This window comes from Acidovorax sp. GW823-FHT05D11 (assembly GCF_058795695.1).
Genome location: NZ_CM179502.1, coordinates 4967372 through 4993047 on the forward strand (window position 1 = coordinate 4967372; position 25676 = coordinate 4993047).

The 25676-nt window shown below is 70.4% G+C and carries 22 protein-coding genes; 15 read left to right on the forward strand and 7 right to left on the reverse strand.

Features of this window, described 5'->3' with window-relative positions; all coding sequences use genetic code 11:
* Positions 1-18 precede the first annotated feature (18 nt).
* Together AC3RCE_RS22835 and AC3RCE_RS22840 are read right to left on the reverse strand one after the other, a co-directional pair.
* On the reverse strand, positions 19-1353 hold the full coding sequence (locus AC3RCE_RS22835; RefSeq protein ID WP_492254036.1) for a sulfatase family protein: 1335 nt from the start codon (positions 1351-1353) through the stop codon (positions 19-21).
* 147 nt (positions 1354-1500) lie between these two features.
* Positions 1501-2454: a tripartite tricarboxylate transporter substrate-binding protein gene (locus AC3RCE_RS22840; protein WP_492254037.1), complete on the reverse strand. Its 954-nt coding sequence runs from the start codon at positions 2452-2454 to the stop codon at positions 1501-1503.
* 125 nt (positions 2455-2579) lie between these two features.
* Between AC3RCE_RS22840 and AC3RCE_RS22845 the strand changes: the two genes are divergently transcribed.
* From AC3RCE_RS22845 to AC3RCE_RS22860, 4 genes are all read left to right on the forward strand, one after another.
* A complete protein-coding gene (locus AC3RCE_RS22845) occupies positions 2580-3104 on the forward strand; it encodes a MarR family winged helix-turn-helix transcriptional regulator (RefSeq protein ID WP_369643533.1) in 525 nt (174 codons plus the stop codon).
* A 152-nt stretch (positions 3105-3256) separates the two neighbouring features.
* Positions 3257-4840, forward strand: a complete 1584-nt coding sequence (locus AC3RCE_RS22850; protein WP_218296896.1) for an MFS transporter — start codon at positions 3257-3259, stop codon at positions 4838-4840.
* 145 nt (positions 4841-4985) lie between these two features.
* Complete coding sequence (hemE, locus tag AC3RCE_RS22855) at positions 4986-6098, forward strand: uroporphyrinogen decarboxylase (protein ID WP_218341286.1); 1113 nt, start codon at positions 4986-4988, stop codon at positions 6096-6098.
* Between the two features lie 14 nt (positions 6099-6112).
* Positions 6113-6997 (forward strand): helix-turn-helix transcriptional regulator, encoded by an 885-nt coding sequence (locus AC3RCE_RS22860; RefSeq protein ID WP_492245091.1) that lies wholly within the window; start codon positions 6113-6115, stop codon positions 6995-6997.
* A 6-nt stretch (positions 6998-7003) separates the two neighbouring features.
* Here the strand turns inward: AC3RCE_RS22860 and AC3RCE_RS22865 are convergent, their stop codons facing one another.
* Positions 7004-7447, reverse strand: a complete 444-nt coding sequence (locus AC3RCE_RS22865; protein ID WP_370627860.1) for a NuoB/complex I 20 kDa subunit family protein — start codon at positions 7445-7447, stop codon at positions 7004-7006.
* An 840-nt stretch (positions 7448-8287) separates the two neighbouring features.
* Here AC3RCE_RS22865 and priA point away from each other — a divergent pair.
* Positions 8288-10411 (forward strand): replication restart helicase PriA, encoded by a 2124-nt coding sequence (gene priA, locus AC3RCE_RS22870; RefSeq protein ID WP_492254038.1) that lies wholly within the window; start codon positions 8288-8290, stop codon positions 10409-10411.
* A gap of 140 nt (positions 10412-10551) precedes the next feature.
* On the opposite strand, the gene AC3RCE_RS22875 is transcribed toward priA, so the two are convergent.
* Complete coding sequence (locus AC3RCE_RS22875; protein WP_218296891.1) at positions 10552-11424, reverse strand: alpha/beta hydrolase; 873 nt, start codon at positions 11422-11424, stop codon at positions 10552-10554.
* A gap of 401 nt (positions 11425-11825) precedes the next feature.
* Between AC3RCE_RS22875 and AC3RCE_RS22880 the strand changes: the two genes are divergently transcribed.
* Positions 11826-12554, forward strand: a complete 729-nt coding sequence (locus AC3RCE_RS22880) for a hypothetical protein (RefSeq protein ID WP_218296890.1) — start codon at positions 11826-11828, stop codon at positions 12552-12554.
* 80 nt (positions 12555-12634) lie between these two features.
* Here the strand turns inward: AC3RCE_RS22880 and AC3RCE_RS22885 are convergent, their stop codons facing one another.
* On the reverse strand, positions 12635-13588 hold the full coding sequence (locus AC3RCE_RS22885) for an AEC family transporter (protein ID WP_218296889.1): 954 nt from the start codon (positions 13586-13588) through the stop codon (positions 12635-12637).
* A 134-nt stretch (positions 13589-13722) separates the two neighbouring features.
* Positions 13723-14877 (reverse strand): ABC transporter substrate-binding protein, encoded by a 1155-nt coding sequence (locus tag AC3RCE_RS22890; RefSeq protein ID WP_492254039.1) that lies wholly within the window; start codon positions 14875-14877, stop codon positions 13723-13725.
* 362 nt (positions 14878-15239) lie between these two features.
* On the opposite strand from AC3RCE_RS22890, the gene AC3RCE_RS22895 reads away from it, so the two are divergent.
* From AC3RCE_RS22895 to AC3RCE_RS22910, 4 genes are all read left to right on the forward strand, one after another.
* A complete protein-coding gene (locus AC3RCE_RS22895; RefSeq protein WP_218296888.1) occupies positions 15240-17339 on the forward strand; it encodes an ATP-dependent helicase in 2100 nt (699 codons plus the stop codon).
* Positions 17340-17599: 260 nt separating this feature from the next.
* Complete coding sequence (locus AC3RCE_RS22900; protein WP_369643538.1) at positions 17600-17836, forward strand: hypothetical protein; 237 nt, start codon at positions 17600-17602, stop codon at positions 17834-17836.
* Positions 17833-19023 carry a phospholipase A gene (locus tag AC3RCE_RS22905; protein ID WP_369643539.1) on the forward strand — a complete coding sequence of 397 codons (1191 nt, stop codon included), beginning with the start codon at positions 17833-17835 and terminating at the stop codon, positions 19021-19023. The genes AC3RCE_RS22900 and AC3RCE_RS22905 overlap by 4 nt, the downstream gene beginning before the upstream one ends.
* Before the next feature lie 386 nt (positions 19024-19409).
* On the forward strand, positions 19410-19799 hold the full coding sequence (locus AC3RCE_RS22910) for a hypothetical protein (RefSeq protein WP_010466226.1): 390 nt from the start codon (positions 19410-19412) through the stop codon (positions 19797-19799).
* 97 nt (positions 19800-19896) lie between these two features.
* Here AC3RCE_RS22910 and AC3RCE_RS22915 read toward each other — a convergent pair whose 3' ends face one another.
* Positions 19897-20376, reverse strand: coding sequence for a universal stress protein (locus AC3RCE_RS22915; protein ID WP_218296886.1), 480 nt, complete (start codon positions 20374-20376; stop codon positions 19897-19899).
* A 132-nt stretch (positions 20377-20508) separates the two neighbouring features.
* On the opposite strand from AC3RCE_RS22915, the gene tgt reads away from it, so the two are divergent.
* The 5 genes from tgt (at position 20509) to AC3RCE_RS22940 (ending at position 25668) form a co-directional block, all read left to right on the forward strand.
* Positions 20509-21681 (forward strand): tRNA guanosine(34) transglycosylase Tgt, encoded by a 1173-nt coding sequence (tgt, locus tag AC3RCE_RS22920; RefSeq protein WP_218296885.1) that lies wholly within the window; start codon positions 20509-20511, stop codon positions 21679-21681.
* 109 nt (positions 21682-21790) lie between these two features.
* Positions 21791-22258, forward strand: coding sequence for a hypothetical protein (locus AC3RCE_RS22925; protein WP_255591624.1), 468 nt, complete (start codon positions 21791-21793; stop codon positions 22256-22258).
* 80 nt (positions 22259-22338) lie between these two features.
* Positions 22339-23481: a GGDEF domain-containing protein gene (locus AC3RCE_RS22930; RefSeq protein ID WP_492254040.1), complete on the forward strand. Its 1143-nt coding sequence runs from the start codon at positions 22339-22341 to the stop codon at positions 23479-23481.
* A gap of 65 nt (positions 23482-23546) precedes the next feature.
* On the forward strand, positions 23547-24116 hold the full coding sequence (locus tag AC3RCE_RS22935; RefSeq protein WP_218296883.1) for a LuxR C-terminal-related transcriptional regulator: 570 nt from the start codon (positions 23547-23549) through the stop codon (positions 24114-24116).
* Between the two features lie 136 nt (positions 24117-24252).
* A complete protein-coding gene (locus tag AC3RCE_RS22940) occupies positions 24253-25668 on the forward strand; it encodes a GGDEF domain-containing protein (protein WP_492254041.1) in 1416 nt (471 codons plus the stop codon).
* Positions 25669-25676 lie beyond the last annotated feature (8 nt).

Genomic DNA, 25676 nt, shown 5'->3' on the forward strand with positions numbered 1-25676 from the left:
ACAGCCGCCGGCCGCCCGTCACCGCTGCGGCATGTCCTTGACCGAGTAGCCCAGGCTCACCGTCGCGTCGTCCGGGATCGCGGGCATGGACGCATTCCATGCCTCCCAGGCCGCGCGCATCGCCCGCAGCCGTTCGGGTTCCACGGGAGCCCGGTTGGCGCGCTCGCGTTCGTCCTGCGACAGATCGAACAGGTAGTCGTTGCCGTCCACACGCAGGTATTTCCAGTCGCCCTGGCGCATGGCGCGCTGACCCCGGTGGTTCATGCGCCAGAACAGGGGCGGCGCATCGTGCAGGGCGGCATCGCGCAGCACCGGCATCAGCGAGCGGCCGTCGAGCGGGTAGTCCCCATGCGCCGCCACGCCGGCCGCATCGAGCATCGTGGCCGACCAGTCCATGGTCATGCAGGTCTGCGGGCTCACGCCGCCCGGTGCGATCACGGCGGGCCAGTGGGCGATCCACGGCACGCGGATGCCGCCTTCGGTCAGGTCCATCTTGCCGCCCACCAGGGGCCAGTTGTCCGAGAAGCGCTCGCCGCCGTTGTCGCTGGTGAAGACCACCAGCGTGTCGCGCTCGATGCCGTGGCGGCGCAGCGCGTCCATCAGGCGGCCAATGCCTTCATCCATGTGGTGGATCATGCGGCGGTAGGTCTCGATGTTGCCGCCATGCAGGTGGAAGAGGTTGCCCTTCACCTCCTGCGCCAGCGCCCCGTCATCGCGCGTCTCCCACGGCCAGTGGGGCGCCGTGTAGTGCAGGCTCAGAAAGAACGGCGTGCCGGCCTGTGCGCCCGGCGCCATGCGCTCCACGTAGCCGAGCGCATGGTCGGTGATGAGGTCGGTGAGGTAGCCGTCCTGCTGTTTTTCCTCTTCGCCCAGGTACAGGTCATGGGTGCCGTTGGAACTGCAGTGCGTGAAGTAGTCCACCCCGCCCGACATGGGGCCGAAGAACTCTTCGTAGCCTGACTGCAGCGGCCCGAAGGCCGGCGGGTAGCCCAGGTGCCATTTGCCCATGAGCGCCGTGCGGTAGCCGCCCGCGCGCAGCAGCGAGGGCAGCGTGGGGTGCGACGGCGGCAGGCCCAGCGTGGTGCTTCCCCGGCTCTTGCTGTTGATGGGCTCCTCGGCCGCGCCGCGCAGGCGGTACTGGTAGCGCGCCGTCATCAGCGCGAAGCGCGTGGGCGAGCACACGGGCGAGTTGGAATAACCCTGGGTGAGCTTCAAGCCCTGCGCGGCCAGGCCGTCGAGCACGGGCGAGACCGGGCCGAAGGCCGCTTCGCGCCCGCCGTAGCAGCCCAGGTCGGCATAGCCCAGGTCGTCGGCGACGATGAAGATGATGTTGGGGCGGGTTTTGATGGTCATCTCGAAGTCCAGTTTCACTAAACCGCGCCCATTGCCTTTGCAACAGGCACGGCCGAGGCGAGGGGCGGCAAGCAAGGGCCGCCCCGCAGCAAGGCCGCCGTCCCCTTCGAGGGGGAAGCGGCAAAGCCGCTCAGGGGGTGCTTCCTGTCAAGGCTTGAAGCCCGAGCGCTGCACGACCGGCGCCCACTGCGCGCGGTAGGCCTTGAGCATGGCATCGGTCTGGGCCATGGTCGCCACCACGGGTTCCATCTTGGCGGTCTCGAACTTGCGCTGGGTGTCGGGGTCCTTCATCACCTCCACGATCAGCCCGGCCAGGCGTTCGGCCTGGGCCTTGGGCATGCTCATCGGGGCGAAGAAGGTGTTCCAGCCGGTGGCGGCCAGGTCCATGCCGGCTTCCTTGAAGGTGGGAATCTTCGGGTCCAGCGGGCTGCGCTTGGCGCTCGACACGGCCAGGATGCGAATCTTGCCGGCCTCGTGCTGGGGCAGCAGGGTGTCGAAGGTGTCGAACGCCACGGGCACCTGCCCGCCCAGCAGGTCGTTGAGCAGCGGCGCCGAGCCCCGGTAGCCCACCACCTCGGCGCGCACCTTGGCGGCATCGCCCACCATCAGCCCGAAGAAATGCGGCAGGCTGCCCGTGGCGGGCACGCCGAAGTTGGCCTTGTCCGGGTTGGCGCGCAGCCAGGCCATCAGGTGCGGCAGCTCCTTCACGGGCACGGCGCTGGCCACGGCCACGCCGAACTCGTAGCTGTTGACGTGGCTCACGGGACGGAAGTCGCGCTCGGGGTCATAGCCCGCGTCGGGGAACACCAGGGGCGCCACCAGCATCACGGCGGGGTTGGCCAGCAGCAGGGTGGGCTGGTTGGCGGGCGCGGCCTTCACGGCCTGGGCCGAGAGGCGGCCGCCCGCCCCGGTCTTGTTCTCCACGATCACGGGTGTGCCGAGCTTGGTGCCCAGCTTGTCGGCCACGATGCGGGCCACGCGGTCGGTGGCGCCCCCGGGCGCATAGCCCACCACGATGCGCAGGGGCGTCTCCTGCGCCTGGACCAGGGACGCGGACAGGGCAAGCGCGGTGGCGAACGCAAAGGCAAGGGGTTTCCACATGGTCGAAATATCTCCAGGGCAAGGGCATGGGCCCTGCGCGGCCGCGCAGGTGGTGAGGTTGATGGGCGCACTGTATTGGCCACACAATCAATTGATCTAATCAATTCTCGCCCGGAAATACCCTGATGCCCGCACCGCCCGGCCACCGCCTGACCGACCCGCAGGCCGCCAACGACCTGCTGATGTACCGGCTCAACCGCCTGCTCGCCGTGGCGGGCAGCCTGGTGGTGCGGCTGTGCGAGGGCGGCTACGGCATCACGCGGCGCGAGTGGGGCCTGCTCATGATGCTGGCCCAGCACCCCGGCATGCCCCCGGCCGAGCTGGCCCGGCGCCTGGGACTGGACCGCGCACGCACCTCGCGGGCCGTCACCTCGCTGCTGGCCAAGAAACTCATCACCCGCGACGCCATGCCCGGCGACCGGCGCCAGGCCGTGCTGACCCTCACGCCCGCGGGCCAGGCGGTGCACGACGGGCTGTTCCCGCAGGTGAAGGCGCTCAACCAGGAACTGCTGGCCGGCCTGGAAGCGCCGGATGTGCGGGCGCTGGACCATGCGCTGTCCGACATGCAGCAGCGCGCCGAGGCGCTGGTCGCGGCGCGCACCGACGTGCCGCGCACCTACCGGCTGCGGGGCGGACGGCACACCGACTGAGGGGCATCCCGCCGGCACCGCCCCAAAACAGGGATGAGGCGATATCCTTCCATTCCGCATGCCGCCGCCGCCGGAAAGCGGCCGCGCGCCCGCCCAGCCGAGTCTCTCCCGCCCGACGGCCCCACCACGACGCCCCCCGCAGACCACCTTTCATGTCCCAGCACCCAACCTCTTTGTGGAGCCCCTTGCGCCAACCCGCGTTCCGGGGGCTGTGGATCTGCGGTGGCATCTTTTTCGTGGGCAGCGGCATGCAGACCATGGCGGCCGCCTGGCTCATGGTGGAGCTCACGGGCTCCTCGTTCCTGGCCGCGCTGGTGCAGACGGCCGTGTTCATGCCCATGTTCCTGCTGGCCTTGCCGGCGGGGGTGCTGGCCGACACCACCGACCGGCGGCGCCTGATCTCCGGCGCGCTGCTGGCGCAGGTGGGGGCCAGCGCGCTGCTCACGCTGCTGGTGCTGGGCGGCTGGGGCGGCCCGGCGTCGGTGCTGTTCCTGGTGTTCGTGTGCGGCTGCTGCACGGCCGTGCTCACGCCCGCATGGAACTCCTCGGTCATCGACCCCGTGCCGCGCGACGAGTGGCCGCAGGCCATCACCGCCGTCAGCATTGCCTACAACGCCGCGCGCGCCGTGGGCCCCACGATGGCCGGCCTGGTGTTTGCCCAGCTGGGCGCGGGCTGGGTGTTCGCCGTCACGGTGACCACCACGCTGGTGATGTGGCAGTCCATCCGCCGCTGGCCGCCCAAGGCCCATCCCCCGTCCAAGCTGCCGGCCGAACGCCTGTGGGGCGGCACCTTGAGCGGCCTGCGTTTTGCCTGGCACTCGCGCATCATCCTCGCGCAGCTGGTGCGGGTGATGGCCTTCAGCGCGGCGGGCTCGGCCCTGTGGGCGCTGCTGCCGGTGATCGCCCAGCGCCAGCTGGGCACGGGCGCACAGGGCTTCGGCCTGCTCATGGGTTGCCTGGGCACCGGGGCCGTGGCCGTGGGCCTGGTGCTGGGGCGCCTGCGCGCGCGCTTTGGCATGGAGGCCATCGTGGGCGCGGGCGGGGTGGTGTTCGCCATGGCCATGCTGGTCGCGGCGCTGACCAAGATGGCCTGGCTGGTCTACATCGCGATGCTGTTCGCCGGGGCCGCATGGATGTCGGCCATGTCCACCTTCAACACCGCCACGCAGGCCAGCGCGCCGCAGTGGGTGCGCTCGCGCGCCGTGGCCATGCACATGGTGGCGGCGCTGGGCGCGTTCGCCATGGGCTCGGCGTTCTGGGGCGCGGCGTCCGACATCATGGGCCTGGCCCCCACACTGTACGTGGCCGCCGCGCTCATGGGCGTGGGCCTGCTGCTGGCGCGCCCCATGCCGCTGCGCATGGGCGCGCTGCACGAGGTGACGCAGGCCACCCCCTGGGATGAGCTGTTCATCGAGGCCGAACCCCTGCCCGAGGCGGGCCCCGTGGCCGTGGAGGTGGGCTACCGCATCGCGCCCGGCACCGACGCCGCATTCCTCGACACCATCAGCCAGATGAAGGCCCCGCGCCGGCGCGACGGCGCCACCTTCTGGCGCGTGTACAAGGACCTGGGCGAACCCTCGCGCTACGTGGAGCGCTTCATCGTCGAATCCTGGGCCGACTACCTGCACCAGCGCGCCCGCGCCACCATGGCCGACCAGGCGCTGGAGACGGAAGTGCGGGCCTTCTTGGCGCCCGGCGAGGTCGTGCGCATGTCGCACTACATCGCCGAGAGATAGCTCCCCCCTGAGCCGCTTCGCGTCTTCCCCCCTGAGGGGGGACGCCACCCGTGGCCCGGCAAAGCCGGTTCCACGGTGGCGCTGGCAGAGGCGCGCCCTTGGCACAGATCAGCCGAGCCTCCGCCCACCCTGCGACAATCGGTGCATGAGCTTTGCACCCCTCTCCAACGACACCTTCCTGCGCGCCTGCCGCCGCCAGGCCACCGACTACACCCCCCTGTGGCTCATGCGCCAGGCGGGCCGCTACCTGCCGGAATACAAGGCCACGCGCGCCCAGGCGGGCAGCTTCATGGGCCTGGCCACGAATGTGGACTACGCCACCGAAGTGACCCTGCAGCCCCTGGAGCGCTTCCCGCTCGACGCCGCCATCCTGTTTTCCGACATCCTCACCGTGCCCGACGCCATGGGCCTGGGCCTGACCTTTGCCGAAGGCGAGGGTCCGCGCTTTGCCAAGGTGGTGCGCGACGAGGCCGCCGTAGCCGAACTGGCCGTGCCCGACATGGACAAGCTGCGCTATGTGTTTGACGCCGTCACCAGCATCCGCAAGGCCCTGAACGGCCGCGTGCCGCTGATCGGCTTCTCGGGCAGCCCCTGGACCCTGGCCTGCTACATGGTCGAGGGCAAGGGCAGCGACGACTACCGCCTCGTCAAGAGCCTGATGTACAGCCGCTCCGACCTCATGCATCGCATCCTGGCCATCAACGCCGACAGCGTGGCCGCCTACCTGAATGCCCAGATCGACGCGGGCGCCCAGGCCGTGATGATTTTCGACAGCTGGGGCGGCGTGCTGGCCGACGGCGCCTTCCAGGAGTTCAGCCTGGCCTATACCACGCGCGTGCTGGCGCAGTTGAAGCGCACCGGCGTGGACGGCACCGACGTGCCGCGCATCGTCTTCACCAAGGGTGGCGGCATCTGGCTCGAAGACATGAAGGGCATCGACTGCGAGGTGCTGGGCCTGGACTGGACGGCCCACCTGGGCAAGGCCCGGGCCATCGTCGGCGGCCAGGCCGGCGGCCCCGGCAAGGCGCTGCAGGGCAACATCGACCCCAACGTGCTGTTCGCGCCCCCCGCGCAGATCGCGCAGCAGGTGCGCCACGTGCTGGACAGCTTCGGCACGCCGCACACCGACCCCACCACCACCGGCCCCACCCACATCTTCAACCTGGGCCACGGCATCAGCCAGTTCACGCCACCCGAGCATGTGGCCGCGCTGGTCGAGGCGGTGCACGGCCACTCCCGGGCGCAGCGCCAGGGCTGAACCGGCCACCAGCGATGGCGGCACTGCCCGCATCGGCCCTGCTGGCGCCCCCGCCCGCGCTCGCCGGCTGCGTGCGCGCCTACATCTGGCGCGACCTGGCCGCGCTGCCCGCCGGCGCTCCGCGCGACACGCGGGTGCCGGCCAGCCCGTACCCCGGAATCCTCTGGCTGGTGCGCGGCGCCGTGCACCTGCATGAATGCGCGGGCCAGGCCACGGACCAATGGCTGCCCCGCACGGCGCTCTCGGGAGCGCACCGGCACGCCTACCACTCCACCTCCGAACCCGCGGGCGACTTCTTCTGCCTGGCCTTCCAGCCAGGCGCGCTCGCGCTGCTGACGGGGCAGGACCTGCAGCCCCTCACCGACCGCGTGCAGGACGCGCGCGACTGGCTGCCCGCCGGCCCCGGGCGCGCCGACTGGCTTTGCTGGCTCGAGGCGATGCACGCCGCCCCCGGCCACGGTGCCCGCATGGCCCTGTGCGAGGCGTTCCTGGCGCCCCGCTGGGCCGCCGTGGCGCGGCAGCATGCGGCCTGGCTGCGCGTGCTGCAGGGGCGCTGGGAGCGCCCGGCGCGCCAGGCCCTCGCCCGGGAGCTGGGCTGGACGCCCCGCCACCTGCAGCGGCGCGCGCACCAGATCACCGGCCTGCGCCCCGGCGAGGTCGAGCGCATGCTGCGCGCCGAACACGCCCTGCTGGCCATGCGCGACGCGGGCGCGAGCGTCGTCGACGCGGCCTTGCGGCACGGCTACGCCGACCAGGCCCATTTCAGCCGCGAGGCACGCACGCTCTACGAGCGCTCCCCCGCGGCGCTCAGGACCCACGCGCAACAGCCCGCCGACGACGCGGACTGGCTGCTGCGCCGGCCCGCGCAAATGCCAGCGGCGCCTGGCGCGCGGCGCTAGCCGGTGCTAGCGCGGGATGACCCGGGGCCGCCGGATCCGGCCCTGCAGCTGCAGGATGCCGTAGAGCAGCGCCTCGGCCGTGGGCGGGCAGCCGGGCACGTACACGTCCACCGGCACGATGCGGTCGCAGCCCCGCACCACCGAGTAGCTGTAGTGGTAGTAGCCTCCGCCATTGGCGCACGAGCCCATGGAGATCACATAGCGGGGTTCGGGCATCTGGTCGTAGACCTTGCGGATGGCGGGCGCCATCTTGTTGGTCAGCGTGCCGGCCACGATCATCAGGTCGCTGTGGCGCGGACTGGAGCGCGGGATGATGCCGAAGCGGTCCAGGTCGTAGCGCGCCATGGCCGCGTGCATCATCTCCACGGCGCAGCAGGCCAGGCCAAAGGTCATGAACCACAGGCTGTCGGAGCGCGCGGCCTGGACCACGTCGTCCAGCCGGGCCAGCATGAATCCATCGCGCTCCAGCGTGGGAGCCGCCTCGGCGGGGAAAGGGGGGTGGGAGGAGAAGGAGGAAGCCATGGCGGCATCTTGGCGAGGCCGGTGCCCGCCGTCTTGAAGCAAAGCGACCTCAGGGCCGCCCGCCGCGCCCTGCGACAATGCCCGGCCGCGCGGGCGCATTTCCAGCCAGTCCGTGCGGCCGAAGGCCTGACTTATGCACAAAACTGGCGCAGGGCCCGCGCCGTCCGCGCGGCGCGGCACGCCGGGCAGGCCCGAACGGAAATATTCTCAACCAGCACGTAAGTCATTGATTTCAAAGGATGTAGCAGGACTGCTTTTTTTGCGGGCATTCCGGCGAAAGCACGGCGGCACAAGGGCTTGCACGCCAAACACAGGGGATATCAACAAAGTTATCCACAGAAATTCTGGATTTCTCGCAAAACCTGAGGCAAATCAAGCACTTGCGGCCTACATCGCAGGAAAGCCTCAGCAGGGAATGGGGCGGCTAGCACAATTTTGGGGCTTCCCCGGGCCTTGACGGCCGATCGATGTTCGACTTATGCACACAAATCTTGATGCGACGCAACATAATCGGGCCCGGCAGCCCTAGCACAGAATTTGTACCGAAAATCCTTCAGATGATTGATTCATAAGGATTTTTTGGAGCTGCCGATTTTGTGTGCAATCTGTTCAGGCCCAGTATTCATGCGGGTCGGCAGGGTGCCGGGGCAGGATGTCAACAAAGTTATCCACAGAAAGACGGGATTACTCGCTCGCTCCAACAAATCAAGCACTTAGCCCCCGAACCTCCACACCGCCTCCACAAGCCTCTGTAACTCGCTCCCGTCCGTGTCCGCCTCCCTCGCCATCGTCCACGTCGCGCTGCACACCCCGTCCCACAGCGGCGTGGGGGACCTGCTCAGCTACGCCAGCCCCCAGGCCCTGCCGCCCGGCACGCTGGTGCGGGTGCCGCTCGGAAGCCGCGAAGTGCTGGGCGTGGTGTGGGACGCGGCCGAGGGCACCGGCGAGTTGCCCGAGGGGGCCACCCTGCGCCCCATCGCGGGCGTGCTGGAGGGCGTGGCCCCGCTGGACCTGCCCTGGCGCCGCCTGGTGGCCTTTGCCGCGCGCTACTACCAGCGCGCGCTGGGCGAAGTGGCGCTGGCGGCCCTGCCGCCCCAGCTGCGCGATTTGCGGCCCGAGCAGCTGGCCCGCCGCCTGCGCCGCCCCGCGAAGGCGGCCGGGGACACCACGGACGCTATGCAAACAATAGCACTCACCGCTGAACAGGAAAGCGCCAGGGCCCGGATTTCTTCAGAATCCGGCCCCTTCCTGCTGTTCGGCAGCACCGGCAGCGGCAAGACCGAGGTGTACCTGCGCTGCGCCCAGGAGATGCTGGAGGCGGACCCGGCGGCGCAGGCGCTGGTGATGGTGCCCGAGATCAACCTCACGCCCCAGCTGGAGGAGCGCTTCGTCTCCCGCTTCACCCCGCGGTTCGGCGCGGGGGCCGTCGTCTCGCTGCACAGCGGCATGACGAACCCCCAGCGCCTCAAGAGCTGGCTGGCCGCGCACGGCGGCGCCGCGCGCATCGTGCTGGGCACGCGCATGGCGGTGTTCGCGAGCATGCCGGGCCTCAAGCTCATCGTGGTCGACGAGGAGCACGACCCCAGCTACAAGCAGCAGGAGGGCGCCCGCTACTCCGCGCGCGACCTGGCCATCTGGCGCGGGCGCGAGCAGGGCGCCAAGGTGCTTCTGGGCTCGGCCACGCCTTCGCTGGAAAGCTGGCACGCCAGCCGCCCGCCCACGCCGGACGACCCCGAGGGCGGGCGCTACGCGCGCCTGGCCATGCCCAGCCGGATCGGCGCGGGCGCCCTGGCGCGGGTGCGCCGCGTGGACATGAACCAGCAGCCGCGCCGCGCGATCTTCAGCGCGCCGCTGCTGGCCGCCATCACCGAACGCGTGGCGCGCGGCGAGCAGAGCATGGTGCTGCTCAACCGGCGCGGCTACGCCCCCGTGCTGCACTGCGCCGACTGCGGCTGGAAAAGCGACTGCCCGCACTGCAGCGCCCACCAGGTCTTCCACAAGGCCGACCGCACCCTGCGCTGCCACCACTGCGGCTACACCGTGCGCGTGCCCCGCGCCTGCCCCACCTGCGGCAGCCCCGACATCCACTCCATGGGGCGGGGCACGGAGCAGCTGGAGGAGCAGCTCTCCACCCTGCTGTCCGAGGTGCTGCGGCCCGACCGCACGCCCGCGCGCATCGCCCGCATCGACGCCGATACCACCAAGGCCAAGGGCGCGCTGGAGGCCCAGCTGGCACAGGTGCACGCGGGCGAGGTGGATGTGCTCGTGGGCACGCAGATGATCGCCAAGGGCCATGACTTCCGGCGCATCACGCTGGTGGCGGCCGTGCAGCCGGACGGCGCGCTGTTCAGCAGCGACTTCCGCGCGCCCGAGCGCCTGTTCGCGCTGCTCATGCAGGCCGCCGGCCGCGCGGGGCGCGACGCCGCCTACATGGCCGCGCAGGGCACCCAGTGCGAGATGTGGATCCAGAGCTACCACCCCAAGCACCCGGTGTATGAGGCGCTGCGCACCCACGACTACCCCGCCTTCGCCGCCCAGCAGCTCCAGGAGCGCGAGGAAGCCGCCATGCCCCCGTTCGCCTACCAGGCCCTGGTGCGCGCCGATGCCCGCACGCAGGAGGTGGCCCAGGGCTTCCTGGCCGCCGCCACGGCCGCCGCCCATGCCGCCGGCCTGCCGGGGCTGGACGCGGTCACGCTGTTCCCCCCGGTGCCGCTGACCATCCAGCGCGTGGCCAACGTGGAGCGCGCCCAGATGCTGATGGAAAGCCCGAGCCGCGCCGCGCTGCAGCGCTTCCTGGCCGCCTGGCAGCCGGTGCTGCAGGCCACGCGCGCCCAGCCCGCGCACAAGGGGCTGGTGCGCTGGCTGGTGGATGTGGACCCGCTGGTGATCTAGGCTCGAGATCCAGGATTTTCATGGCCCTGGCGCTTGATGGACATGCGCGGATAGCTATTTAATTGATAGCAAATTCCGCCACGCCCCGCGCATCCTCGCACCCGGCGGATTCCGGGCCGGGGTGCGCGCAGGCCATCCGGTCACCCCTGGCGGCACTGCCGGTCCACGTACTGCAGGGCGTCGGGCAACGCGTCGCGGAACACCAGCCACTCGTGGTCGCCGTCGATCACGCGCAGCTCCACCTGCTTGGGCTGAATCTGGTACATCCGCCAGTACAGGGTGGCCGACATGGGAGCGATGCCCAGGTAGTCGTGGTCGCCCGAGACGATCCACATCGGCACACGCGGCGTGCCCGCCTTGTAGGCGTCGAGCGCCGCCGCGTAGTTCAGCGACTTCCAGGTGTCGGGGTCAAACTGCCCGTCGCGCACGAACTGCGGGGTGCGCCGTGCCGCCGAGGTGTCCGGCGGCAGCGGGTCATAGATGGCGGGGCTGATCACCGCCGCGGCGCAGAACTGCGTGGGGTTGCGCAGCGACAGGTTCAACGCGCCGTAGCCCCCCATCGACAGGCCGCCGATGGCCCGGCCGCTGCGCTCCTTTTGCACGCGGTAGCGCGACTCGACGTAGGGCAGCAGGTCTTTCATGATGGCGGTGCCCGCCTTCTCGGCCGCGCCGTCGGCCCACCACGACGCCGGGCCCGCCGTGGGCATGACCACGACCGACGGGCGGATCAGCCCGCGCTTGATGAGGCCGTCCAGGGTCTCGACCGCGCCCCCCTTGGTGCGCCATTCGTTCTCGTCGCCGCCCGCGCCGTGCAGCAGGTAGACCACGGGATAGTTCACCGTGCCGCCGGGCTGGTAGCCGTCGGGCACATACACCGTGAACTTCACGTCGCGGCCCAGCGCGGCCGAGGGTGCCTGGTCGGCAAACACCTGGCCTGCCTGCGCGGTGGCGGCGGCGGAAAGAACGGCGGCCGCTGCCAGCCAGCTCCGAAAACAAGGCTTCGCAAAACGCATGGAGGTCTCCTCATGAATGGATGGATACGCCCATGCTGCAGTGGCACAGGCGATAGCATTGTGTGCGCACCACGCCACAGTGGACGTTTCGCCGGCGACAGGCGTGGAGGAAGGCCTTCCCGGGCGCTGCGCCCCCCCGACCGTCACGCGCGATGCGGGCGCGCATGCTGGACGACCACACCCATCCGTTCAAGGCCAGGGCGCTGATCCTGTCCGGCGCGATCGGCAACCCACGGTCGCGCGGGCCCGATAAAACTTGCCTGCCGTGGGCTTGCCCCAGATACTGCGGCCTGGCACTCCAGCGCCTCGGGGCGTGGCTGTGTTGCGCGGGTCCGGTGGACCCGGCATCCAGGGCCCGTCGACCGGCCCCGTTCCCCCTTCCCTCGTCAGAAAGCCTGCCAATGACCGCCATTGTTCGTGCCCTGATCTTGCTGGCCCTCCTCGCGGGGGGGACCGCCGTGCGCGCCCAGAACCTGCTCACCAACGGCAACTTCGACGCCGGCCTGGCCGGCTGGAGCACCTGGACGGCGCCGCCGGGCTTCTGGGATGGCACCTGGATCCACAGCAACGATTGCGACATCTGGGTGCCCACCCAGTGCCCCTTCGGGGGTGCGGGCACCTCGCACGCGCAGAAGAAGGGCAGCGGCGCGGGCAATGCGCACGGCGGCCTGTTCCAGACCGTGGCGGTGACCCCCGGGCGGGTGTACCGGCTGCGCGGCGCCTGGTCAGGGGGCGTGACGGGCAATGCGGGCGGCAACGCCACCTGGTGGGAGGTCGTGGCCTACGACGGCGCCGTGGGGGCCGCCACCATCGACGCCGCGCCCGGCCCGCTGGACACGATGATCGCCCGCCGCGACGTCTCGAACCTCGCGCTCAACGGGGTATTCCAGTTCCAGTGGGAGCCGTTCGATGCCACCTTCACCGCCGCCTCGAGCCAGGTGACCATCGCGCTGAAGACCGGCAGCTTCTTCACCTTCGACGCGGCGGGCTACCACGACGACCTCGTGCTCGAAGAAGTGGCGCCCAGCCAAATTCCCGTCAACTCGCCCTGGGCGCTGGCGATGCTTTGCCTGGTGCTTCTGGCGACCGGTGCCTGGCTGCGGCGGAGCCAGGGGATGCGCCCCAGGTAGGGGGCGGCACAAATTTTCAAGTGCTTCTTGGCCCCCAGCGCTTTGCCAGAAAGCGCTGAAAGCTATCGAAAATATAGCAATCAGGCCAGCAGCGCCACCGCCGCCGAAAAGCTCAGGAACGCCAGCGCCGTGGACACCAGGATGATCCGCGCCACGCGCCCGTTGTTGGCGCCAAACTTCTCGGCCAGCAGCGAGACGTTGCTGGCGCTGGGCAGGGCCGCCAGCAGCACCAGCACCGTGAGCGCGAACGGCGTGAGCGGCACCCCGAGCGCGATGGCCGCCGTGCCCGCGCCCCACACCAGCAGCGGGTGCACCAGCAGCTTGGCCAGCGCGATGGGCACGTAGTCGCGCGCGGGCACCTGCTCGTGCTGGTTCATCTGCGAGCGGGCCAGCACCGCGCCGATGGTGAACAGCGCCACGGGCGAGGCCGCGTCGGCCAGCATGGCGATGGTCTTGTCGACCGGGCCCGGCAGCGTGAACTGCAGGGCCGATGCCAGCGCGCCCAGCGCGATCGACCAGGGCATGGGGTTGGTCGCCATGCCCTTGAAGGCGCTGCGCAGCGCCACGCCCACGCCGTGGGTGCCGGCGCCGTCCAGCCGCGACAGCGCGATGCACAGCGAGCTGGTGATGACCATGTCCACCACGATGGTGACGATGGCCGGGCCCGCGCTTTGCGCGCCCAGCAAGGCCACGAGCAGCGGGACCCCCATGAAGCCCGTGTTGGGAAAGGCGGCCACCAGCGCGCCGAAGGCCGCGTCGTTCCAGCCGATGCGCGCACTGCGCGTGAGCGCCACCGTGCCGCCCACCATGGCCAGGGCGCACACCACGTACACGCCCGCCACGGCCGGGTCCAGCAGCTGCCCGATGGGCGTGCTGGCGCCAAAGCGGTACAGCATGCAGGGCAGCGCGAAATACAGCACGAAGGCATTGAGCCCCGGGATGGCCGGCTGGGGCAGCACGCCGCGCCGCGCGGCCAGATAGCCGCAGAGCACGAGCGCGAAGAAGGGGAAGGTGATGAGCAGGACGGAGAGCACGGGGCTATTGTCCGTGCTGCGCGGCGCGGCCGGTCGCCGGGCGCCGGCGGCGGTCAGCGCAAAGTCAGGCGGGGGCCATCACCCCTGGCGAATGCACGGCGCGAGCGCCGGCGCGGCGGTGCCCTTGCGCGCCACTACTGCTTGCGCTGCACGATCAGGTTGCGCTTGGCGTCCTCGGGGTAGGCGAAGGTGATGGCACCGTTCCTGACCATGCCGATGACCAGCATGTTGCGGGTGATGGCCTCCTTGTCCTGCACGCTGAACGGCTTGTCGTAGGTGGACACCACCCCGTAGTAGGTCTTCATCCTGCCCTCCAGCGATTCCTTGATGGCCTTGCCCGAGAGGTTGCCGTCGCGGATGCCGAGGAAGGAATACATCAGCAGGTACGTGGCGTCGTACGCGTTGGCCGCGGCCATGGGCACGGCCACCTTGCCGTTGTACTTGCGGGTGTAGCTCGACAGGAACGAGGCCCGGCGCTCGTTGCTCGGCTCGGCGATGAAGGTCTGCACCATGAGCGCGCCCTCGGCGGCGTCCTTGGCCCCTTCAAGGAAGAACGGGAAGGACAGCGGCCACGCGCCCACCTGGGGCACCTTCCAGCCCATCGCCTTCTTGCCGTTGGCGATGGTCGCGTTCTCCGGCCCCACGGTGTAGCTGTAGACCACGTTGGCGCCCGCGGCGCGGGCGGCCGCGAGCTCGGCCGTGAGGTCCTTCACGCCCAGGTCGAAGCGCGCCACGTGCACGGGCTTGAGGTTCTTGGCCGCCAGCGCCGCCACCACGTCGTTGTAGCCGCCCTCGCCGTAGCCCGTCTTGTCGGCGAAGATGGCCACCTTGTCCCAGCCGCGCTTGACGATGTCGTCCACCATGAAGGGCGCCTGCAGCGCGTCGCGGGCCTGCACCCGGAAGATGTAGCTGTCGGCGGCCGGGTACCTGGCCGTGACCGCCGTGCCCGTGGAGCACGGCACGATGAGCGGGCTCCTGGCCTCCTGGAACAGGTCGATGGCCTTGAGCGCCACGCCGGTGTTGCAAAAGCCGATGGTGGCGACCACCTTCTCGCCCAGCAGCTCCTGCGAGACCTTGCGGCCCTGGTCCGGGTTGGCGGCGTCGTCCTTGATGACCAGCTCCAGCGGCCGCCCCAGGTAGCCGCCCACGGCGTTGATCTCGTCCACCGCGAGCTTGATGCCGTTGAGCATGGGCACCCCGAAATCCGCCGAAGGCCCCGTGAACGGGCCGACCACGCCGACACGCACCGGGGCGGTGCTGCCCAGCTGCGCGTGCGCCCAGGGCCCCACGGCCGCGGCGCCGGCGGGTACCAGGTTGCAGCGGTGCCCGGGCGCGAAGGGGGCGAAGGGCGCGGAGTGGGGCAGGAAGGTGCATGGTGGGACTCGTCACGGCGCGGCCACCCGGATCGGGCGAAAACCGATGGGCGTAGTATCAAAGTGTGACGATCCCGTCCCTAGCGGGGTTTCCCGCAGCGCGGGGGCGGCGTCAGGCCCCTGTCAGACCCCGCCGGGCCCGGGGCCGGCCGCGGCGCAACCCGGCCCCGCCGGAGCGCGCCGGTATCATTGCGCGCTCCGGCGGCGCTGCGGTACGCCCGCCCCTGGGTGCCCCCGGCCCCTTCTTCCTCTCCTGCTTTTTCCTTCTTCCTCCATCCATGTCCGCCGGTCTCAATCTCGCCCAGCTCCAGGCTGTCCACTACACCGACGGGGCCTGCCTGGTGCTGGCCGGCGCGGGCTCGGGCAAGACGCGCGTGATCACGCAGAAGATCGCGCACATGATCGAGAAGGGCATGGAGCCCAGGCGCATCGCCGCCATCACCTTCACCAACAAGGCGGCCGCCGAAATGCGCGAGCGCGCCAAGGGCCTGATCGGCCGGCGCGCCAAGGACGTGCTGGTGTGCACCTTCCACGCCCTGGGCGTGCGCATGGTGCGCGAGGATGGTTCGGTGCTGGGCCTCAAGCCCCAGTTCAGCATCCTGGATGCCGACGACGTGACGGGCATCCTGAAAGAAGCCTCGGGCGGCACCACCGACATGGCCACCGCGCGCCAGTGGCAGTGGGTGATCAGCAAGTGGAAGAACATGGGCCTGACCTCCGAGCAGGCGCTGGCCCAGGCGGCCGACGACAACGAGCGCATCATCGCCACGCTGATGGCGCGCTACGAGGAGCGCCTGGCGGCCTACCAGAGCGTGGACTTCGACGACCTCATCGGCATGCCGCTGCGCCTGCTGCGCGACTTCCCCGAAGTGCGCGCCAAGTGGCAGGCGGCGCTGAGCCACGTGCTGGTCGATGAATACCAGGACACCAACGCCACGCAGTACGAGCTGCTCAAGCTGCTGGTGGGCGAGAACGGGCACTTCACGGCCGTGGGCGACGACGACCAGTCCATCTACGGCTGGCGCGGCGCCACGCTGGACAACTTGAAGAAGCTGCCCATCGACTTCCCGCACCTCAAGGTCATCAAGCTGGAGCAGAACTACCGCTCCACCAGCGCCATCCTGCGCGCGGCCAACAACGTGATCGGGCCCAACCCCAAGCTGTTTCCGAAAACGCTGTTCTCCGAGCTGGGCGAGGGCGAGCCCGTGCGCGTGGTGGACGCCGACAGCGAAGAGCACGAGGCCGAACGCGCCGTGGCCCGCATCCAGAGCCTGCGCGCGGCCAGCAACCCGCCGCCCGACTGGAAGGCCTTCGCCATCCTGTACCGCGCCAACCACCAGGCCAAGCCGTTCGAGAAGGCGCTGCGCAAGGCCAACATTCCCTACAAGGTCTCGGGCGGCACCAGCTTCTTCGACCGCGCCGAGATCAAGGACCTGTGCGCCTGGTTCCGGCTGTGGATCAACAACGACGATGACCCGGCGTTCCTGCGCGCCATCACCACGCCCAAGCGCGGCATCGGCCACACCACGCTGGCGGCGCTGGGCGCGTTCGCCACGCAGCACAAGCAGAGCATGTTCGGCGCGCTGTTCAACGGCATGCTGCCGGCGGCCGTGCCCAAGCGGGCCATGGACGGCCTGCATGAATTTGGCCGCTACATCAACTACCTGGAGTACAGCGCGCGCCGCGTGCATGGCGCCGAGGAGTCGCGCACCTTCCTGAACGAGTGGCTCAAGGAGATCGGCTACGAGCAGCACCTGTACGACAACGAGGACAGCGAAAAGGTGGCCGCCGCGCGCTGGAGCAATGTGATGGAGTTCTGCGACTGGATGGCCCAGCGCGCGGGCGGCCAGATCGACGACACGGCGGGCGCCGTGGTGGCCAAGGAGACCAAGAGCCTGCTGGAGGTGTCGCAGACCATCGCGCTGCTGTCCACCATCAGCGAACGCGAGCAGGAACAGGACATGGTGACGCTGTCGACCCTGCACGCGAGCAAGGGCCTGGAGTGGCCGCACGTGGTGCTGGTGGGCGTGACCGAAGGCATGCTGCCGTTCAAGCTCGACGACGACGAGGGGCGCCAGCAGAAGGTGAGCGACGACACGCTGCAGCGCCTGCAGGAAGAGCGCCGCCTGATGTACGTGGGCATCACCCGCGCCCAGCGCACGCTGGCCGTGAGCTGGACCAAGCGGCGCAAGAAGGGCCGCGAGATGGTGGCCGCGCAGCCCAGCCGCTTCATCGCCGAGATGGGCCTGGACAAGACCACCGCCCGCGAAGACCCGCGCGAGAAGCTCAAGGCCCTGCGCGCCGAATTCGCCGCCAAGGCCCAGGCGACGAGCGCGGCCAACGCCGCCGTGGCCGCCCAGCCCGCGCCCACGGCCTGAGGCGCCCCATGCCCCGGCCGGCACCCGCTCGCCCCCGCCCCGCGCCCCGGCGGGGGGCTGCTTTTATTTTGATAGCTATCAGCGCTTATCCTACAAGCGCCCACCGCCGAAATGAACCACAATCCACGGCGACGTGCCCCGCCGCGGCGGACAGGGGCCACCCGCGCCTGCGGGGCCGCTGGCTGGCCGAGCCGCCGGCCCCCGCGCCGGGCGCCACGGCCACGCCGCAGCTGGGGCAGCACGCCGCACTGGCACACAGCGTGCGTGGTACCGTGCAGCGTGGCGGCACCACGGCGCCGGTCAGCGGCGACGCCGATGGCGGCGACCCGACCCTGGAAGAATCGATCAACGGCATGAACATCAGCACCCCCTGGACGGGCCAGGTGGTGGATGGATCGTGCGGCAAGGAAATACGCGGAACATGGAACAACGCCACCCCCACCCCTTCAGCTCCATCGGCCCCTTTCGCGCTGCGCAGGCAGGTGGGGTGGCCATGACCGCCACGCCCGCCGCCGCGCCATCGCGTCGCACGCTGGCGCTGCTGGTGGCCGCCGCGCTGGCGCCCGCCGGCGCCGCGCTGGCACAGGCGGTGGCACCGGCCGGCGCCACCGCCTCGGCCGCCGGGGGCGCAGAGAGCGCCTGGCGCCGCTGCACCGCCCTGTCCAGCGACAACCAGGCGCGCCTGGCCTGCTTCGACCAGTGGGCCGCCGACCAGCAAAGCTGGAATGCGCCGGGCGCCTCCGCCGCCGCGTCGGCCGTGCCGCCGCCCGTGGACACCACCCTGCCCGCCACCCGCGTCATCGACGTGGCCCGCACCGAGGGCTGCCGCGACCCGCAGTACAGCGACCTCTCGCGCTTCTGGGAGCTGGAATCGGGCAGCGACTGCGGCACCTTCAGCTTCCGGGGCTACCGGCCCATCACCGTGTCGGTGGTGGCGTCGAGCAACGTGAACCGCCAGCCCACGTCCGACGCGGCGGACCACTCGGCCACCGAATCCACGCCCTACCGCCGCACCGAGAACCGCATCCAGCTGTCGGTGCGCACCAAGCTCGCGCAGGGCCTGCTCACGCAGGGCCACCCCACGCTCAAGGATTCCGTGTGGTTCGGCTATTCGCAGCAGTCGTACTGGCAGCTGTTCACGCCCCAGATCTCGCGCCCCTTCCGCGCCACCGACCACGAGCCCGAGGTCATGTACGTCTACCCCACCACGGCGCAGCTGCCGTTCGGCTGGAAGTGGCGCTACAGCGGCATCGGCCTGGTGCACCAGTCCAACGGCCAGAGCAAGCCCCTGTCGCGCAGCTGGAACCGCGTGTACCTCATGACCGGCATGGAGCTTTCCAACAGCTTCAGCGTGAACGCGCGCCTGTGGAAGCGCGTGCCCGAAAGCTCGGGCAGCGACGACAACCCCGGCATCAGCGACTACGTCGGCCGGGGCGAGCTGTCGGCGTTCTGGAACGTCAACAAGGACAACACCGTGGGCGCCACGCTGCGCCACTCGCTGTCGAGCAGCGACCGGGGCTCGGTGCGCCTGGAATGGCTGCAGACGGTGGGCACGGGCCTTTTTGGCAGCAAGAGCAACCTGCGCCTGCACACGCAGCTGTTCAGCGGCTATGGCGACAGCATGATCGACTACAACCGCAAGCGCACCGTGTTCAGCCTGGGGCTGAGCCTGGTGGATTTCTAGCAGGGACATCCCCCCTGAGGCGCTGTGCGCCGTCCCCCCCCGCTCTCGCTCCGCTGCGCTGCGCGGGCAGAGGGACGCAGCCCTCGCTGCGGGGCGGCCCTTGCTTGGCTGCTCTGGCGTGGGCCGCGCCAGTCGCATACGCCTTGGGCAACGCAACGGCCGGGCGCAACCAAAGGCCAGACGCGCCACACACTCTACTCACAACTCGTTACGACATCGCCCTCAAGTTTCGCGCGCTGGCGCCGGGGCGCCGCCACAATGGCACGCGCACAGAAACCAGCGCGGCCCTGGCGAACGGCTCCCGATAAGAGCCCCTTTCCCACCGTTTTACCTGCCATTGCCCGCACCGTGCGCCCTCGACAATGCCGACAGAGAGGAACACACCCATGGACATGCAATACCAGCTCAAGGCAGGCAGCTACTACCTCTACGACATGCGCGAGGCGCCCAGCGCCGTGACGGGTGAGCGCAGGTTCAAGCTGAAAACCGATACCGTGGCGATTGCGTTCGATGCGCACACGGGCGAGGTGCACCAGCACGGCAGCCCCACGCGCATCCAGTCCTGGGCCAACAACACGCGCCGCCGCCTGCGGGCCGCAGGAGCCCAGGACGTGGCCAACGACATCGTGGTGGTGTCGGGCCCGCTGCCCGTGGACGAGCTCAACAAATGCCTGTGGGTGCGCGGCTACGTGCGCCGCATGTTCTCGCGCCTGGCCACCCTGCCCCACGGCAAGCTGCAGCGGCCCGCGGCCGAACCGTTTCGCAAGGCGGCCTGACACGCCGGGCACCCGTCCTCCGAAGATCCCCGCCAGGGCCGCGCACAGCGGCCCTTTTCTTTTCTGGCCCCCCCCCGAAAAGTTCTTGAACAGGTTCTCAGGCCTCGGTGTCCTCGGCCACGTCGCTTTCCAGCGCTTCCAGCACCTCGGCATGCTTGACGATAGTCACCGGCACCGGGCTCGCGTGCGCGACCTCCTGCGAGACCGAGCCCAGCAGCGCGCTGGTGATGGCGCCCTGCCCCTTGGCACCGATGATGACCATGTCGCAGCCCGAGCGCTCGATCATGTCCACCAGCGTGTGGGCCACGTCGCCCACGCCCACGTCGGTCTCGTAGGCCACGCCCGCCGCGTCGAGCAGCGCCCGCGCGGACGCCATGAGGTGCTGGCCGGCCTCCAGGCTGGCGGCGGCGATCAGGTCGGGGTCGCGCGTGGTCACCAGTTCGTACAGCGTGGCGGGTTCCTGCACGTTGGCCAGGACCACGCTGGCCTTCAGGCCCTGGCCCAGGAGCGCCAGCGCATGGTGCACGCCGTCCAGGGAGAGTTCCGAGCCATCCACGGCGATGAGGATCTTGAGCATGTTGTTCTCCTTGTGATGGGCTGGTAGCCCGTCTGGAACCAGTGTAGCGATGCGGCGCGCCAACGCCAGCCCATGTCCCTGCGGCCTGCCCGCACAAGGCGGGGGCGGCCCGTCTGGGACAATCGCCCCATCATGCTGCAGTTCGACCTCCTCAAAACCGACCCCACCAGCCACGCACGCCGTGGCACGCTCACGCTCAACCACGGCGTGGTGCAGACCCCCATCTTCATGCCCGTGGGCACCTACGGCACCGTCAAGGGCGTGATGCCGCGCAGCCTGCACGACATGGGTGCGCAGATCATCCTGGGCAATACCTTCCACCTGTGGATGCGCCCGGGCCTGGACGTGATGCAGAGCTTTGGCGGCCTGCACGGCTTTGAAAAGTGGGACAAGCCCATCCTCACCGACTCGGGCGGTTTCCAGGTCTGGAGCCTGGGCGCGATGCGCAAGATCACCGAAGAGGGCGTGACCTTCGCCAGCCCCGTCAACGGCGACAAGCTCTTCATGTCGCCCGAGGTGAGCATGCAGATCCAGACCACGCTCAACTCCGACATCGTGATGCAGCTCGACGAGTGCACGCCGTACGAGACCAAGGGCCACCTCACCACCGAGGCCGAGGCGCGCAAGAGCATGGAAATGAGCCTGCGCTGGGCCAAGCGCTCGCGGGATGAATTCCAGCGGCTGGAGAACCCCAACGCGCTGTTCGGCATCGTGCAGGGCGGCATGTACAAGAACCTGCGCCAGGAATCGCTGGAGCGCCTGGTCGAGATGGATTTCCCCGGCTACGCCGTGGGCGGCGTGAGCGTGGGCGAACCCAAGGACGAGATGCTGGACATCATGGCCCACACGCCGCACCGCCTGCCCGCGCACAAGCCCCGCTACCTGATGGGCGTGGGCACGCCCGAGGACCTGGTGCAGGGCGTGGCCGACGGCGTGGACATGTTCGACTGCGTGATGCCCACGCGCAACGCGCGCAACGGCACGCTGTTCACGCGGTTTGGCGACCTGAAAATCCGCAACGCGCGCCACAAGGCCGACCACCAGCCCCTGGACACCAGTTGCACCTGCTATGCCTGCGCGGGCAGCGCGGGCGTGTCGTGGGACGAGGGCGGGCGCGAGGGTTTCAGCCGTGCCTACCTGCACCACCTGGACCGCTGCGGCGAAATGCTGGGCCCCATGCTCACCACCGTGCACAACCTGCACTACTACCTGAACCTCATGCGCGAGGTGCGCGAGTCGCTCGACGCGGGCGCGTTCGCGCAGTTCCGGGCGCGCTTCAAGGCCGAGCGGGCCCGGGGCGTGTAACCACGATCGGAAGCTATAAAAACAATAGCTATCCGCGCTGGATAGACAAGCGCCAGAGGCCCAAATCATTCCAAAAATCCTGCACCAACTGCTGCGCTGGCCCGCGCGCATGCTGACCGGCCTGGGCAGCGGGCTGCTGGCCCTGCTGATCCTGTTCGAGGAATGGGGCTGGGTACCGCTGCAGCAGTTGCTGGCACGCATCGGCCGCTGGCCCGGCCTGCGCTGGATCGAAGGCTGCGTGCGCGCCCTGCCGCCCTGGGCGGCGGTGGCCGTGTTCCTGCTGCCCACGGCGCTGCTGCTGCCCGTGAAGCTGCTGGCCCTGTGGGCGGTGGGCCGGGGGCACGTGGTGCTGGGCATGACCGTGATCGTGATCGCCAAGGTGGTGGGCACCGCCGTGGTGGCCCGGCTGTACAGCCTCACCCAGGCCGCGCTGATGCAGCTGCGCTGGTTCGCCTGGACCCATGCCCGCTGGATGGGCATCAAGCACGCCGTGCTGGAGCGCGCCCGCGCGTCATGGGCCTGGCGCGTGGCGCGGGTCATCCGGCGGCAGTGGCGGCTACGCTGGCGCCGCCGCTGAGCGCCTCCCCCATCGCGACCACGAACCACAGACCACGGTCCCCGCCTGGGACCGCCACCAACCCGCCATTGCACCGCGACATGGGCATACAGCTTGACCTCCCCACCGTACTCCTGCTCTACAAGACCGCCCTGGTGGCCGGGGCCCTGAGCATCTTTCACGTCAGCCGGCATTCCTACCGGCCCCAGGGGCTGCGGCCGCTGGCCGGGGCGTACCTGCTGCTGGCCATCGGCGCCGAACTGGCGGGCCGGGGCGAGTACCTCATCCTGCCGGACTGGCTCTGGACACACGGCAGCCTGCTGCTCGGCACGGTCGGCTATTGCCTCTTCTGGGCGGGCGTTCGGGCGCTGAGCGGGCGCAGGCGCATCCCGATGGGCTGGCTCGCCCTGGTGCCCGCGGGCTGGCTGGTGGCGGGCATCGCCACACAGTTTCCGCTGGACAACCTCCTGCGGGCCGGTGCCTTCCACGTGACGGCCACCGCAGCCCTGGTGGGCTCGGCCCATGAAATATGGCGCGACCGCCGCGCCGAGCCCCTGCCATCACGGGCCCTCCTGGCGGGGTTCCTGCTGGTCAGCGCCTTCATCTTCGCGCTGCGCCTGTTCTACATCGCCACCGAGAACGCCAGCTCCACCGGTTTCGCCCGGGCCTTCTACGTGCAGATGTTCTGCCACTTCGGCATCGCCCTCATGGTCTCGTCGCTCTCCAGCGAACGGGCCGAGGCGCGCCTGGAGCGGATGGCGCAGACGGACGCGCTCACGGGCGTGGGCAACCGCCACTGGGTCATGTCCCGGCTGCCCGCGCAGCTGCCGGTGGGCAGCGCCATCGCGCAGCTCGACCTGGACCACTTCAAGCGCATCAACGACCGCTTCGGCCACGCGGCCGGCGACCGCGTGCTGGTCGCCTTCGCCGAATGCCTGCGCCGCCAGCTGCGCGACTCCGACCTGCTCGCGCGCATGGGCGGCGAGGAATTCCTGGTCTACCTGCCCGATGTCTCGGCGGGCGACGCCACCACCATCGCCCAGCGCCTGTGCACGGCCGTGGCGCAGATCCGGCTGACCGAGAATGGCGAGGACATCCCCGTCAGCGTGAGCATCGGCCTGGCCTGCGTGGCCCGCGCCGGCGGAACCTGGGCCGACTGGCTCAGCGCGGCCGACCACGCGCTGTACGACGCCAAGAGCGCGGGCCGCAACCGCGTGGCGGTGGTGCACGAGCGCCCGGCCTGAGCCGCCCCTCCCGGCCGGGCGCGGACACACCGCGCCAGGGGGCGGTTGCTGCAGAATGCCACCCCATGCCCGCACCCCCCGCCGTTCCGAACGAGGCGCTCGCACTGGCCTTTCACCTCGCGCCCGTGGGCATGTGCGTGACACGCGACCGCGCCATCGAGCTGTGCAACGATGCCTTCGCCCACATGTTCGGCCATGCCCAGGCCGAGCTGCTGGGCCAGCCGCTGGCGCCGCTGTACCCGTCGTTCGACGAGTTCACGCACACCGGCCACCGGGGCCTGAAGGCCATGCGCGACACGGGCGGCTACAGCGACGAGCGCATCATGCGGCGGCGCGACGGGTCGCTGTTCTGGTGCCACGTGGCGGGCCGCGCGCTCGACAGGGCCGACCCGTTCGCGCGCGCCGTGTGGATGTTCGAGGACATCTCGCACCGCCGCCCCGTCAGCACGCCGCTGACCGTGCGCGAGCGCGAGATCGCGCAGCACATCGTCACGGGCGCCACCAGCAAGCAGATCGGGCGCCACCTGGACATCAGCCACCGCACCGTGGACGCCCACCGCGCCCGGCTCATGCGCAAGCTGGGCGCCAGCAGCACGGGCGAACTGGTGGCGCTGCTGCTGGCAGGCCCCCCCTGACCCTCGCGGCGGGCGTTTGAAATCGTCAACAACGGTGTCCCGGGGGTGCCGGGCGAGCCCCCCACCACGCCCGGCCCGGGGACAATCGGGGGCACCCCCGCCCACCGCCCTCCCGCCGATCCACCGCCATCCACCCATGTACCGCCCTTTCGCGCTCCTGCGACCGCTTCCGCCGCCCCTGGCCTGGCTGGGGCTGGCCCTGCTGATCTTCGCCGCCTGCCTGGTGGGCATCTTTGCGCGGCCCATCGGCTTCCTGTCGGCGTTCTGGCCCGCCAATGCGCTGCTGCTGGGACTGCTGGTCCGCTACCCCCGGCTCGCGCGGCCGCCGGCCTGGGTGGCGGCCGCCGTGGGCTACCTGGCGGCGGACCTGGCCACGGGCAGCGACTGGTCCATGGCACTTTGGCTCAACGGGGCCAACATGCTGGGCGCCACGGCGGGCTGGCTGGTGCTGCGCCGCCTGGACGAACGCATCCGGCGCCTGCAGCGCACGGTGTCGGCGCTGTACCTGCTGGTGGCGGCGCTGGTCGCCAGCACCGTGGGGGCCCTGGCGGGCTGCGGCGCCGCGCCGGTGTACTTCGATACCCCCTGGACCGACCTGTTGTCCCTGTGGTTCAGCACCGAACTCATGAACTACATGCTCATCGTGCCGGTGGTGCTGGCCGCGCCCCGCGCCGACGACCCGCCGCCCACCATGAACGCCCCGCAGGGCCTGCCGGGCGCATCGCTGTTCTGGCGCGTGGCCCCCGTGAGCTCGCTGCTGCTGGCCGAGGGCATCCGCACCGTGGTCGGCGGGCCCGGCATGCTGGCCTTCGTGGTGCCGGGGCTGCTGTGGTGCGCGCTCAGCTACAGCCCGTTCACGTCCAGCCTGCTGTCGCTGGTGGTGTGCCTGTGGACCATGGCCGGGGTGGCCACGGGCGTGCTCAACTTCACGCCCGCGCATGCCAGCGACGTGTTCTCGCTGCGCGTGGGCGTCACGCTGCTGGCGCTGGGGCCGCTGGCCGTGGCCTGCGCCAGCGCCGCGCGCGCCGAGGCCCTGCGCCGCCTGGACCACGCCGTGCGGCACGACGACCTGACCGGCGTGCTCGCGCGCCGCGCGTTCCTGCAGCAGGGCGAGCGGCTGGTCGCGCGCTACCAGCGCGAATCCGCCGGCCTGGCCGTGCTGATGGTGGACGTGGACCATTTCAAGCAGGTCAACGACCAGCTGGGCCACGGCGCGGGCGACCAGCTCCTCGTCGGCCTCGCCCAGGCCATGGCCGGCGCGCTGCGCCCCCAGGACGTGCTGGGCCGCCTGGGCGGCGAGGAGTTCGCGGTGGTGCTGCCCGATGCCTCGCCCGCCGAGGCGCACGCGATCGCCGAACGCCTGCGCAAGGTGGTGGAGCAGCAGACCTTTGGCGCCGCCGGGGGCGTTCCACGGCATGCCACCATCAGCATCGGCCTGGTGCACAGCGCCACGCTGGGCGGCGATGCCGACATGGACATGCTGCTGCTCGCGGCCGACGCGGCGCTCTACCGCGCCAAGGCGCAGGGGCGCAACCGGGTGATGATGGGGTAGCCCCCCGC